Genomic DNA, 14317 nt, shown 5'->3' on the forward strand with positions numbered 1-14317 from the left:
TTTTTATTTTCTTGATCTTATTTTATTTAAATGCCGCCTTTCAGGCTTTTTAGATAAGCCACTACATCTTTATTACCGGCCATTTCTGCCAGTTCCAACGCGGTATAGGTACTGCGATGATCGACATCTGCGCCTTTGCTAACCAAGAGTTTGACTACTTCCAGATGATCGTTTTCAGCCGCGGCTTGCAAAGCGCTATAGCCTTCTTCATCGGCAGAATTGACGTCCAGACCTTCCAGCAGACCCTGCTCAACCTGATCAACATCACCGATTGAGGCCCAGTACACCAGTTCAGGAAGATGCAGCTCGTCATCATCTTCAGGGATTGGGGAGAATGAGTTCAGTTTCATATTTTCAAACCTTTTAATATAACGTAACCGCTATAAAATTATACTGTGGAAAACAATTGCTTTAAGTAAATAAAAATTAAATTAATTCTACCTATTTTTAGATATTTCCCTAAAACCCTCAATATAATCATCAAGTAAATTATAGTGGGCAAGCATTCTAAAAGCATTTCGATTCGCGGCATCTTGTCTATGAGCTTCCGTAATACTGCAAATTTCACATGTCTCAGATTCAGTATTTGATAAAGGCTGGGGACATTCTTTACAAACTTTATGAGCTAAAATAATTTCTTTTTTATCAAAAATATAAGATCTATTATCTAAATCTGTAAAAAATGGAGAAGAAGAAGTCTTACTAATATTAAGATAGTAAACCTTAATATTATACTTCTCTGAGATTTCCAATAATTTCGTTTTATTTGAATCCGATATATTTTTTCCTAAAACAATAGATTTAATAGCCTCAATAGGAATAAAGAGAAGATCATTTATACCTATTTTTTCAATGTAATCCCCTGTAGCTACAAATCGACATTCTTGTTCATAACTCCATTCTTTATATTTGGAAAAATATGCATTGTATCTTACTGTTTCATATAAAAATCCTAAGTATCTAGGTTTCCCAATTCTAGAAGCCATTTTTAAAATTTCTGCAATATTTTTATCAGGCTCTGAAATGTACTTTACATCCTTGATAGAAGCCTCTGCAAAATGTTGTTGTAATACCTCAAGATCAAATTCGATAACATAGCCCGCATGATTACTTGCATAATGTGCCCACATTGGTAATGAGAGTAATGATCTTGAGAAACAAGTAGTTGGAATCTGTGGAATTTTTTGTATTACATCATAATAAAAAGCTAGATCTTGAGTCTCTACAGAAGTATCTAATCCTAAAAATAATTCGTATGGATCATTGTAATCTTGAGGCAAAGTGCACTTTACAGCACAAAAATCATCTCTAATAAAAATCTTCTCAATTAAATCATCATCTTTTGGAAAAAATTTGAATAGTGACATAGCTAAAACATTCGTTGATTAAAAGTTAAATTTTTTCTCTTAAATTATATTATAAATTAATAGCATATAAAAAAGCCCCCTTTCGGGGGCTTCTTATTTCAAACTTAATATTTAAGCTTTTGCAGGAATCGTATCTGCTGAACCAATCTTTTCAGATTCATCATCATGCATGATCAGAGCAACTGCAATCGCTGTAATCAGTACCGGTAAACCCACTGCCATAAAGTTAAAGTGTGCAGGCAGGTTCATACCCAGTAAGCCACCAATCAGGATCGGGCCAACAATCGCGCCCATACGACCAATCGCAGATGACCAGCCAATACCTGTTGAACGTACTGCTAATGGGTAGAATTGTGCAACATAGCTGTATAGCAACATTTGCGAACCGATTGATGCTGCACCTGCTAAGAACACCAGGATGTAAAGCAGGAACTGGTTAGATGCAAAGCCCATTGAGCTCATCACAATCGCACCCATCATACCGAGGAACATCAATACCGGTTTCAGGTGGAAACGGTCAGCCAAAATACCACCACCGACAATGCCAACCACTGCACCTACGTTCATCGCCATCATGAACATCAGGCTGTTGTCCATTGAGTAACCCGCTGCCATCATCAGCTTCGGTAACCAGCTGCTCAGCGCATACATAGTTAGTAGACAAGTAAAGAAAGCAACCCAGAACAATAACGTATTTACCGCACGGCCACGACGGAACAGGCTCACCACGTTTGCTGCTTCAGGTACATTTTCCTGTGGTAGTTTAAAGGTGGTAGTGTCTGTAACGCTTAGATTTGGAGCCAAACGACGCACAATTTGACGTGCTTTTTCCTGTTTGTTGTCTTTGACGATAAAGGCTAAAGATTCAGGCAGGAATTTCCAGATCACAGGCAATAAAAATAATGGAATACCTGCGATAAAGAACATGATTTGCCAACCAAAACTTGGGGTAAACCATGAACCCAATAAGGCAGCCATCACACCACCTACCGCATAACCACTGAACATGGTCGTCACTAAGGTACTACGCATTTTTTGTGGCGCATATTCAGAGGTCAGTGCCACCAGGTTTGGCATTACACCACCAATGCCCAGACCGGCAAGGAAGCGTAAAATACCGAACTCAGTCGGGTTTGAGGCAAAACCACCGGCAAAGGTCAGACCACTAAATAATACGATACAGATCATGATGACTTTTTTACGGCCAATTTTATCTGCCAGAGAACCAAAGATCATCGCACCAAACATCATGCCGGCAAGCGCAGTACTGGCAAGCATTCCCGCTTGAACGGCACTTAAGCCCCAGTCCTGCATTAATAAAGGTAAAACAACACCATTGATTGCTAGATCGTAGCCGTCAAACAAGATAATGAGTAAACACCAAGCAACTACATTGAAGTGAAAAGGCGTAAATTTCGCATTATCGACTACAGAATTTATATCTACTGTTTCCGTTGTCATCGTTCTCATCTCCCATGAGTACTTGTCCATAAAATCCTTTTGAATATCTAGGGGAATATTCAAGTTTTAGCAATATACGCAAGTGGGATTTAGTGCACAATAAGACCAAATGATGGAGCAATTTCAGCCATAAAATAGCGGCTATTTGTGTGATTTATCACATTTTTATAAAACTAAATAATTGAATAATTAGACATTTATTATTCTCATTAAAATGCTTATATAAATAGTCTATAGACCAATGATTTTTTGATTTATTCAATTTTTTATGAATGATTTTTATACTTTAAACAAAAAATCCCTTTCTTATGAAAGAGATCTTTTGACTTAATTCAGATTTATAGCAAGTGGATTGGCAAAAAGTGACTAGGTTTTAATAGAATTCAGCTTCTGTTTCGCCAGTAAGGTCTCAGCATTTCGTTCTGCATTTAGATCTTTACGTACAATCATCGCCACTGAAATCGCGCCAATAATGGCTGGAATCGCAACTGCCAGGAAGTTCATTTTATGTGGCAGCTCCATACCCAACAGGAATCCAATAATAATTGGACCAACAATTGCCCCTACCCGACCGACTGCAGACGCGCAACCAATACCAGTAGAACGGATTGCCAATGGATAGTACTGAGCCACGAAACTATAGAGCAGAATACTGCTACCAATTGCCGAAGCACCTGCAGCAGCGACCAGCAGATAGATCACAGCTTGTGGAGAGTTAAAGCCTAATCCAACTAATGAAACTGCACCCAACAGGAACATGCCAATAATGACGGGTTTCAGATGGAAACGATCCGCCAGAATACCACCACCAATGGTTCCAACCACTGCACCAATATTCATGGCCATCAGGAACATCAAACTGTTACCCAGAGAATAACCCGCTGCCATCATCAGTTTTGGTAACCAGCTACCCAATGCGTAGACCATAAGCAGACACATAAAGAAGCAGCACCAGAATAATAAGGTACTCATGCTACGGCCCTGCTTAAATAAAGCAGCAATTGAAGCATCGGGTGCATGCACTTCATTCAGTACAAACTGGGTACTTGCAGTGACATTTTGCTCAGGACTGATCTGCTGAACAATTTTACTGGCCTTCTCATTTTGCTGTTTTTTTACCAGGAAAGTTAAAGATTCCGGTAAATACAAATACAGTATAGGCAGCATCAATAATGGAATACCTGCGATATAGAACATGATTTCCCAACCAAAACTTGGGGTAAACCAGGCACCTAATAACGCCGCCATAATCCCGCCGACTGCATAGCCACTAAACATGGTAGTGACTAAAGTGCTGCGCATTTTTTGTGGCGCATATTCAGAAGTTAATGCGACCAGATTCGGCAATACACCGCCAATACCTAAGCCGGCAATAAAACGCAGGATGCCAAATTCAGTCGGACCAGAGGCAAAACCGCCCCAGAACGTAAATCCACTGAATAAGGTCACACAAATCAGGATGACATTTTTTCGTCCAATTTTATCTGCCAGCATACCGAAGAGCATGGCACCAAACATCATGCCGGCCAGAGCGGTACTTGCAAGCATTCCGGCCTGAACTGCCGTCATATTCCATTCTTGCATCAGTAGGGGTAAAGCAACACCGTTGATTGCCAGATCATAACCGTCAAAAATAACGACAAATACGCACCAAAGTACGATCTTTAAATGAAAAGGTTTAAACTTTGCTTCATCCACTACAGCATTCACATTCACTGTTGTTGCTGTCATTTTTCCTCACCTCCAATTGTGAGCTTTTTTATTCTATGAAAAAATGAACGTTCATTCACTTTTGTATATAAAATGGATGATTCTTTAAACCTTGTCTACTGCAAAACTTACCAAGTTAGATTTTTTTAATAAAATTTAGGCTAAAGTCGTAGATCGAATATTTTTTAGACAGACCAATAAGAAAATAAGGCTAATTGAATTAATTATATTTTTCACGTTATTTATATTTTTATTATTTAGGCATGATTAGGAGGTTATTTACTTCTTTTCCTAAAACCCCACGCATAAAAAAGCCCCCTGCGTGAGCAGAGGGCTTTTGGAATAATGAGCTGGCGATGACTTACTCTCACATGGGAGACCCCACACTACCATCAGCGCTAAGAGGTTTCACTTCTGAGTTCGGGAAGGGATCAGGTGGTTCACTCTTGCTATGGTCGCCAGCACAACTGGTATGCTTACTCGCTATGGTCTTATCTACGTTGCTTGCGCTTCGTTTGCCTAGCTTTCTTCAAATAGAATGCATTAACAGATGTATCTGAGTCGTAGTAGTTTGTTCGATTAGCTTAACTAAATCAAGGCTTCGTCTGATCGTTAGATCAATATGAAATCAATTGATGCTTTATATACAACTGCTTGGGTGTTGTATAGTCAAGCCTCACGAGCAATTAGTATTGGTCAGCTTCATGCATCACTGCACTTCCACATCCAACCTATCAACGTCGTAGTCTTCAACGGCTCTTTAGGAGACATAAAGTCTCGGGGAAATCTTATCTTGAGGTAGGCTTCCCGCTTAGATGCTTTCAGCGGTTATCCCTTCCGAACATAGCTACCCGGCGATGCGACTGGCGTCACAACCGGTACACCAGAGGTTCGTCCACTCTGGTCCTCTCGTACTAGGAGCAGATCCTCTCAAATTTCCAGCGCCCACGGTAGATAGGGACCGAACTGTCTCACGACGTTCTAAACCCAGCTCGCGTACCTCTTTAAATGGCGAACAGCCATACCCTTGGGACCTGCTTCAGCCCCAGGATGAGATGAGCCGACATCGAGGTGCCAAACACCGCCGTCGATATGAACTCTTGGGCGGTATCAGCCTGTTATCCCCAGAGTACCTTTTATCCGTTGAGCGATGGCCCTTCCATACAGAACCACCGGATCACTAAGACCTACTTTCGTACCTGCTCGACTTGTGGGTCTCGCAGTTAAGCGCGCTTTTGCCTTTATACTCTACGCGTGATTTCCGACCACGCTGAGCGCACCTTCGTACTCCTCCGTTACTCTTTAGGAGGAGACCGCCCCAGTCAAACTACCCACCAGACATGGTCCTCGCTCCCGATCAGGGAGCAGAGTTAGAACCTCAATATTACCAGGGTGGTATTTCAAGGACGGCTCCATGGCAACTAGCGTCACCACTTCAAAGCCTCCCACCTATCCTACACAAGTAAGATCAAAGTTCAATGTCAAGCTGCAGTAAAGGTTCACGGGGTCTTTCCGTCTAGCCGCGGGTACACCGCATCTTCACGGCGAATTCGATTTCACTGAGCCTCTGCTGGAGACAGCGCCGCCATCATTATGCCATTCGTGCAGGTCGGAACTTACCCGACAAGGAATTTCGCTACCTTAGGACCGTTATAGTTACGGCCGCCGTTTACTGGGGCTTCGATCAAGAGCTTCGCTTACGCTAACCCCATCAATTAACCTTCCAGCACCGGGCAGGCATCACACCCTATACGTCCACTTTCGTGTTTGCAGAGTGCTATGTTTTTAATAAACAGTTGCAGCGGCCTGGTTTCTGAGGCTGCCAACAGCTCAAGGAGCAAGTCCTATCACCGCCGGCAGCGTACCTTCTCCCGAAGTTACGGTACCATTTTGCCTAGTTCCTTCAGCAGAGTTCTCTCAAGCGCTTTGGTCTACTCGACCTGACCACCTGTGTCGGTTTCGGGTACGATTCCAGTGTAACTGAAGCTTAGAGACTTTTCCTGGAAGTATGGTATCAGCCACTTCACCAGTAAACTGGCTTGCTATCAACTCTCAGCATAGAGTACCCCGGATTTGCCTAAGATACATGCCTACAGTCTTCCACCTGGACAACCAACGCCAGGCTGACTTAACCTTCTCCGTCCTCTCATCGCATTACACTGAAGTATTGGAATATTAACCAATTTCCCATCGACTACGCCTCTCGGCCTCGCCTTAGGGGTCGACTCACCCAGCCCCGATTAACGTTGGACTGGAACCCTTGGTCTTTCAGCGAACGGGTTTTTCACCCGTTTTGTCGTTACTCACGTCAGCATTCGCACTTCTGATACCTCCAGCATGCTTCTCAACACACCTTCATCGGCTTACAGAACGCTCCCCTACCACTTGCAATAAATTGCAAATCCGCAGCTTCGGTACATAGTTTTAGCCCCGTTACATCTTCCGCGCAGGCCGACTCGACTAGTGAGCTATTACGCTTTCTTTAAAGGGTGGCTGCTTCTAAGCCAACCTCCTAGCTGTCTATGCCTTCCCACATCGTTTCCCACTTAACTATGATTTAGGGACCTTAGCTGGCGGTCTGGATTGTTTTCCTCTTGACTACGGACGTTAGCACCCGCAGTCTGTCTCCCGGATAGTACTCATTGGTATTCGGAGTTTGCATCGGTTTGGTAAGTCGGGATGACCCCCTAGCCGAAACAGTGCTCTACCCCCAATGGTATTCGTCCGAGGCGCTACCTAAATAGCTTTCGGGGAGAACCAGCTATCACCGAGTTTGATTAGCCTTTCACCCCTATCCACAAGTCATCCCCTGGCTTTTCAACGACAGTGGGTTCGGTCCTCCAGTTAGTGTTACCCAACCTTCAACCTGCTCATGGATAGATCACCCGGTTTCGGGTCTATACCCAGCAACTAAACGCCCTATTAAGACTCGATTTCTCTACGGCTCCCCTATTCGGTTAACCTCGCTACTGAATATAAGTCGCTGACCCATTATACAAAAGGTACGCAGTCACCACACAAAGTGGCTCCCACTGCTTGTATGCATGCGGTTTCAGGATCTATTTCACTCCCCTCACAGGGGTTCTTTTCGCCTTTCCCTCACGGTACTGGTTCACTATCGGTCAGTCAGGAGTATTTAGCCTTAGAGGATGGTCCCCCTATATTCAGACAAGGTTTCACGTGCCTCGCCCTACTCGACATCATCATATCAGCCCTTTCGTGTACAGGACTATCACCCACTATGGTTGCACTTCCCAGAGCATTCCACTAAAACTGATATGACTTAATGGGCTGTTCCCCTTTCGCTCGCCGCTACTGAGGGAATCTCAATTGATTTCTTTTCCTACGGATACTGAGATGTTTCACTTCTCCGCGTTCGCCTCATAAACCTATGTATTCAGTTTATGATACCGACCTTATAGCCGGTGGGTTTCCCCATTCAGACATCTCCGGATCACAGGATATTTGCCGCCTCCCCGGAGCTTTTCGCAGGCTATCACGTCTTTCTTCGCCTCTGACTGCCAAGGCATCCACCACATGCACTTAATTACTTGACTATACAACCCCAAACAGTCGTTTATCCCACAAGTAGGATAAACAACATAATCAACCAATCACTCAGTTAATTACACAGTTAGAGTCTCGTGAACTTAATCACTGTACAGCTTCAATTAGATTCATATACCAAAACGCTTGATTCAGTTAATTTCGCTAGTTCTCATTCAATCACTTCAACAGTCAATCTTGCGATCTCTCGTTTCCGCTCTTTCATGAGTATGAACAAATTATTTCAACTCAAATATATTCTGTTAATGATTTAATGCATCCTCGTCGGATTGCATTACTGTGATAAATCACAGAGCTTAATAACAATGCCGCGCATTATACGCCGCTTTCTTACTAAGCTCTATAAGCTATCAAACCGTTTGCTTATTACGTATTCGAACGAATACGTGGTGGAGACTAGGAGAGTCGAACTCCTGACCTCCTGCGTGCAAAGCAGGCGCTCTACCAACTAAGCTAAGTCCCCAGCTTATCAATAAGTCAATGTTTCTGTTTTTCTGTTTTCTGGCAGATGGTGGGTCTGACAAGACTTGAACTTGTGACCCCACGCTTATCAAGCGTGTGCTCTAACCAACTGAGCTACAGACCCTCAGATACATCGTCATGAAGAACAACTTGTTGTGGATTCTTACCAATCGTCAATCTTTCGTTAAGGAGGTGATCCAGCCGCAGGTTCCCCTACGGCTACCTTGTTACGACTTCACCCCAGTCATCGGCCACACCGTGGTAAGCGTCCTCCCTAAGGTTAGACTACCTACTTCTGGTGCAACAAACTCCCATGGTGTGACGGGCGGTGTGTACAAGGCCCGGGAACGTATTCACCGCGGCATTCTGATCCGCGATTACTAGCGATTCCGACTTCACGCAGTCGAGTTGCAGACTGCGATCCGGACTACGATCGGCTTTTTGAGATTAGCATCTGCTCGCGCAGTAGCAACCCTTTGTACCGACCATTGTAGCACGTGTGTAGCCCTGGCCGTAAGGGCCATGATGACTTGACGTCGTCCCCGCCTTCCTCCAGTTTGTCACTGGCAGTATCCTTAAAGTTCCCACCCGAAGTGCTGGCAAATAAGGAAAAGGGTTGCGCTCGTTGCGGGACTTAACCCAACATCTCACGACACGAGCTGACGACAGCCATGCAGCACCTGTATCAGAGTTCCCGAAGGCACCAATCCATCTCTGGAAAGTTCTCTGTATGTCAAGGCCAGGTAAGGTTCTTCGCGTTGCATCGAATTAAACCACATGCTCCACCGCTTGTGCGGGCCCCCGTCAATTCATTTGAGTTTTAGTCTTGCGACCGTACTCCCCAGGCGGTCTACTTATCGCGTTAGCTGCGCCACTAAAGCCTCAAGGGCCCCAACGGCTAGTAGACATCGTTTACGGCATGGACTACCAGGGTATCTAATCCTGTTTGCTCCCCATGCTTTCGCACCTCAGTGTCAGTATTAGGCCAGATGGCTGCCTTCGCCATCGGTATTCCTCCAGATCTCTACGCATTTCACCGCTACACCTGGAATTCTACCATCCTCTCCCATACTCTAGCTAACCAGTATCGAATGCAATTCCCAAGTTAAGCTCGGGGATTTCACATTTGACTTAATTAGCCACCTACGCGCGCTTTACGCCCAGTAAATCCGATTAACGCTTGCACCCTCTGTATTACCGCGGCTGCTGGCACAGAGTTAGCCGGTGCTTATTCTGCGAGTAACGTCCACTTATCCCGGGTATTAACCAGGTAAGCCTCCTCCTCGCTTAAAGTGCTTTACAACCAAAAGGCCTTCTTCACACACGCGGCATGGCTGGATCAGAGTTGCCTCCATTGTCCAATATTCCCCACTGCTGCCTCCCGTAGGAGTCTGGGCCGTGTCTCAGTCCCAGTGTGGCGGATCATCCTCTCAGACCCGCTACAGATCGTCGCCTTGGTAGGCCTTTACCCCACCAACTAGCTAATCCGACTTAGGCTCATCTATTAGCGCAAGGTCCGAAGATCCCCTGCTTTCTCCCGTAGGACGTATGCGGTATTAGCGTCCCTTTCGGAACGTTGTCCCCCACTAATAGGCAGATTCCTAAGCATTACTCACCCGTCCGCCGCTAGGAATCAGGTGCAAGCACCCTATCCCCGCTCGACTTGCATGTGTTAAGCCTGCCGCCAGCGTTCAATCTGAGCCATGATCAAACTCTTCAGTTAAAATCATTTCGAACTTTATAAGTAAAGCTCTTAAACTTGGCTCATCAATTTTCTGACTTAAATTTCGCTCAAATAAACTTCGAGTAATTCAAACCAATCAATCAATGAAAATAATTTCGATCAATCAACCAGTAAAAATCCACACAAGTTGTTCTTCATAATCTCTTAATGATCTTTCTAACATCTCGTCAATGCCAGAAGCTGGACTTCGATAAACTTAACAACTCAACGCTTCGTGTTTCGTTCGTTTCCGTCTATCTCGTCGGTATGGGTGCATTCTAGAGGATTTCAGAATCATTGCAACCCCCAATTCACTATATTTTTCACGTATGTATCTTTTTTCTACGAATTTCGTTAAAAAATCGCTTTTTTATCTAAATTTTGAGCATTTTTCTTCTAAAAAACCGTATTCATTGCAATTCAATTTAAAAAAGTAGAATTTATTAAGACCTGATAACTATCAAAAAACTGTGACTTTTGAATAAGACCGTAAAATTTAAGGGCTGTATCCAGAATTTTCCGAAATTTTCTTATATCAGCTTACATATTTTGCTGTTTTCTATCCGACTTATATATATGGAGCTTTTTGTAAGGTCAAAATCCTTGCTGTATACAGGTTTTTTCTTAACCCTGCTTTTAAGAAGCAAAAATGAGGATATGATCTTTCTAGATTTCAGATTATCCAGAAAGCTTATTTAAGCGCAGAAGAATAAGCAGAAGATTAAAATCGATTAAGCCACATTTGAGTATCTATCTTTTACCCAATGCTGCATCACTTCCTCAATCACTTCTTTCTTGCCGTTGTAATCTTCAGCAGCAAACAATAATTTGGCCCGACGTGGCAGACGTTCTTTGACTAATGAAAAGAGTAAATAGTGGGAGGCAAGATCTAATTGCTGAAATAAGGTCTGTGCCTGATCAAAAGATTTTTGTTTCTGCTCAGCAGACTCATATTCGAAGAGAAAACGCAAAATGAAATTGATGTCTTCATCAAACATCTGTTCAGTCTGGTATTGATACACCTTATTTACCTTTCTTTTTATAGATGGATTGAGATTCAAAGATGATTCATTCATCTCACCATGGATTTAACCCGAATCCAAGTTGATTCACCCATCTTTGTTTTGAATTTATTGAAGATTGAACATATAGCCAGACAACACCAATAAAAAAGGAAGAGATCTCTCCCAAAATCTCTTCCTTAGAATTGAATCTTTACCCGATCCATTATGTCATTATTATAGTTATTCACATTATATTAACTTGTCTCTTTACTTAGAGACCTGATCAATTATGGAGTTGTCTGTTATTGATCATTACCCTCTAGATATGCTTTTCACGGAATCTCTAGACGAATAAATCTTATACACAAAAAACCAGAAATGCAAGCCAAATGGCAAAATTTAAATGTTGTTTTTATAAGGTTTTTTTTGAATTTCTATATTTATATAATTCATATACAGCTTAAAAAATAAAAGCAGGCCGAAGCCTGCTTTTATTTCAATAACTTAGAACCAGCCTTAGTCAACGAAGGTCACTTTTGCAATTGCTTTTTTGCTGGCCTGAATAATTAAAGTTACGTTCTCTTTCACAGAAAAAGACGCATCAACCGGTTTCCAGTCCACTTTTACAGTGCCGCGGCCTAAGGCATCTTTAGCTTGAGCAGCATTTTTGGTTAAGCCAGCTTCACGTAAAATTGAAGTAATGAAGATCTCACCACCAAATTCGCCACGTGAAATAGTCACTTCTGGCGTACCTTCAGGCAGTTCACCTTCAGTAATGATATTACCTGCACCTTTATGGGCGTGAGCGGCAGCTTCAGCACCATGGAAACGTTCCACCAGTTCCAGCGCAAGAATGCGTTTCACTTCCTGCGGGTTACGGCCTTCTTCGATTTCTTTCAGTAAGCCTTGGATTTCTTCTATAGACTTGAAGCTGAGCAGATCGAAATAACGCTCAATCAATGAATCTGGCATAGACAGTACTTTCTGATACATCGCGCCCGGTGCATCAAATACACCAATATAGTTGCCTAAAGATTTAGACATCTTGTTCACGCCATCCAGACCTTCAAGAATTGGCACAGTAATACATACCTGCGCTTCCTGGTTATAACGGCCTTGCAGGGTACGGCCCATCAACAGGTTAAAGGTCTGGTCTGTACCCCCTAACTCCACGTCAGCTTCTAAAGCAATTGAGTCATAACCTTGAACCAGTGGATATAAGAATTCGTGAATCGCAATCGGTTGCTGATTGTTATAACGCTTGGTGAAGTCATCACGCTCTAACATACGTGCAACTGTTTGTTGTGATGCCAATTGAATCAGGTCAGCTGCAGTTTTTTGTGCAAACCATTCCGAGTTAAACACGACTTTGGTTTTGTTTGGATCAAGAATTTTAAATACTTGTTCTTGATAAGTTTTTGCGTTTTCTAGCACCTGCTCACGTGACAATGGCGGGCGGGTTGCGCTCTTACCCGTTGGGTCACCGATCATCGCAGTGTAGTCGCCGATCAGGAAGTACACTTCATGACCCAGGTCCTGGAATACTTTTAATTTATTGATTAAAACTGTATGACCTAGGTGCAGGTCCGGTGCAGTTGGGTCAAAACCCGCTTTAATTTTTAAAGGACGATTCTGCTTTAATTTCTTCAGAAGGTCTTCTTCAGAAATAATTTCGTGGGTGCCTCGTTGGATGAGGGCAAGTTGTTCTTCAGCCGGCAAGAAATTTGACATCACAAAATCCAAATACATCAGTTATTCAATTTGTGCGATATACTAACACTTTTTTAGCACATTGCAGGCTTAAGAATAATCATGACAGCGATCTATATTGGGGTAATGACCGGCACAAGTATGGATGGTGTCGATATTGTTGCTGCTTCTTTTGATCCACTTCAGCTTCATGCCACCCTCACCTTGCCTTTTGATCCCGATCTTCGTGATGAACTGATGGCACTGACTTTGCCAGATGACAATGAAATCGACCGCATGGGCAAAGCTGATGTCGCATTGGCACAAATGATTGGTCATGGCATCAATATGCTGATTAAAGAAAATAATTTAGATCGATCTCAAATCAAGGCGATTGGCTCGCATGGTCAGACCATCCGCCATCGCCCCGAACATGGCTTTACCCTGCAAATTGGTGATCCAAATATTATTACCGAAATCACCCAGATTCCGGTTATTTCCGATTTCCGTCGTCGTGATCTGGCTGCTGGCGGCCAAGGCGCACCTTTGGTTCCCGCTTTCCATCAGGATGTGTTCCAGCATGAAAGCATTCATCGTGTAATTCTGAATCTAGGCGGCATTGCCAATGTCAGCATTCTACCGGCAGGCCAGCCAGACAAGGTTTATGGGTTTGATACCGGCCCTGCCAATATCCTGATGGATGCCTGGTGTGAACGCTATACCGGCCAACCTTATGATGAAAATGGCAACTGGGCGGCTTATGGCACCCCGATCCGCAGCCTGCTGGATCGCCTACAGGAACACGAATATTTTTCCAAAGAGCCGCCAAAAAGTACCGGCCGTGAAGACTTCAACCTGGAATGGCTGGATGAACAGATTGCTGACTGGCGCAATGATCTTCAATATGATGAACTTGAAGATACCCCAGAAAATGTTCAGGCAACCTTAATGAAGCTCACGACCCGTGCAATTAAAAAAGCCATTTACCGTTCTGGTCTGGATACCGGTGAAGTCTATGTCTGTGGCGGTGGTGCTTATAATTCGTATTTACTGGAACAGTTGCGCTGGCGTTTGCGTAAACATCACTGGAGCGTACAAACCACAGCCGATCTTGGCTTAAATCCGACTTGGGTAGAAGGCACAGCTTTTGCCTGGCTGGCGATGCGTTTTATGAATCAACTCAGCGGCAATCTGCCGGCTGTGACAGGTGCATCAGGTTATCGTGTTCTGGGTACAATTACCTCTATATAAGAGCAGCTTTAAGCTCACTATATAGTCATAAAAAAAGGTCTGCATATTTGCAGACCTTTTTTTATAATGAAGAATTATATTTA

Annotated in this window: 7 protein-coding genes, 2 tRNA genes and 3 rRNA genes; 1 reads left to right on the forward strand and 11 read right to left on the reverse strand. The window is 43.4% G+C overall.

All coding sequences use genetic code 11. The features are described from left to right. Positions 1-26: 26 nt before the first annotated feature. From O4M77_RS14435 to tyrS, 11 genes are all read right to left on the reverse strand, one after another. On the reverse strand, positions 27-350 hold the full coding sequence (locus O4M77_RS14435; protein ID WP_323713643.1) for an ankyrin repeat domain-containing protein: 324 nt from the start codon (positions 348-350) through the stop codon (positions 27-29). A gap of 87 nt (positions 351-437) precedes the next feature. Continuing rightward, the gene (locus O4M77_RS14440; protein WP_323713644.1) at positions 438-1367 is read right to left on the reverse strand and encodes a DUF2971 domain-containing protein; all 930 of its coding nucleotides are present in this window, start codon (positions 1365-1367) and stop codon (positions 438-440) included. A gap of 111 nt (positions 1368-1478) precedes the next feature. Continuing rightward, positions 1479-2828 carry an aromatic acid/H+ symport family MFS transporter gene (locus O4M77_RS14445; protein WP_180131889.1) on the reverse strand — a complete coding sequence of 450 codons (1350 nt, stop codon included), beginning with the start codon at positions 2826-2828 and terminating at the stop codon, positions 1479-1481. A gap of 366 nt (positions 2829-3194) precedes the next feature. Continuing rightward, a complete protein-coding gene (locus O4M77_RS14450; RefSeq protein ID WP_034171560.1) occupies positions 3195-4559 on the reverse strand; it encodes an MFS transporter in 1365 nt (454 codons plus the stop codon). Between the two features lie 327 nt (positions 4560-4886). Beyond that, positions 4887-5001 (reverse strand): 5S ribosomal RNA (gene rrf / locus O4M77_RS14455). A 202-nt stretch (positions 5002-5203) separates the two neighbouring features. Then, positions 5204-8095: ribosomal RNA gene (locus tag O4M77_RS14460) — 23S ribosomal RNA — on the reverse strand. A gap of 397 nt (positions 8096-8492) precedes the next feature. After that, positions 8493-8568, reverse strand: a tRNA-Ala gene (locus O4M77_RS14465). A 46-nt stretch (positions 8569-8614) separates the two neighbouring features. Beyond that, positions 8615-8691, reverse strand: a tRNA-Ile gene (locus tag O4M77_RS14470). Positions 8692-8752: 61 nt separating this feature from the next. Then, positions 8753-10290, reverse strand: a 16S ribosomal RNA gene (locus tag O4M77_RS14475). Together the 16S, 23S and 5S rRNA genes with 2 tRNA genes alongside form the textbook arrangement of a ribosomal RNA operon. A 731-nt stretch (positions 10291-11021) precedes the next feature. Next, complete coding sequence (locus O4M77_RS14480) at positions 11022-11312, reverse strand: hypothetical protein (protein WP_180179784.1); 291 nt, start codon at positions 11310-11312, stop codon at positions 11022-11024. Positions 11313-11810: 498 nt separating this feature from the next. Then, entirely contained in the window at positions 11811-13043 is a 1233-nt protein-coding gene (gene tyrS, locus O4M77_RS14485; protein ID WP_161792066.1) for a tyrosine--tRNA ligase, read from the reverse strand. 63 nt (positions 13044-13106) lie between these two features. On the opposite strand from tyrS, the gene O4M77_RS14490 reads away from it, so the two are divergent. Further along, on the forward strand, positions 13107-14234 hold the full coding sequence (locus O4M77_RS14490) for an anhydro-N-acetylmuramic acid kinase (protein WP_323713645.1): 1128 nt from the start codon (positions 13107-13109) through the stop codon (positions 14232-14234). The last annotated feature ends 83 nt before the right edge of the window (positions 14235-14317 follow it).

It is taken from the genome of Acinetobacter sp. YWS30-1, assembly GCF_033558715.1.
GTDB lineage: Bacteria > Pseudomonadota > Gammaproteobacteria > Pseudomonadales > Moraxellaceae > Acinetobacter.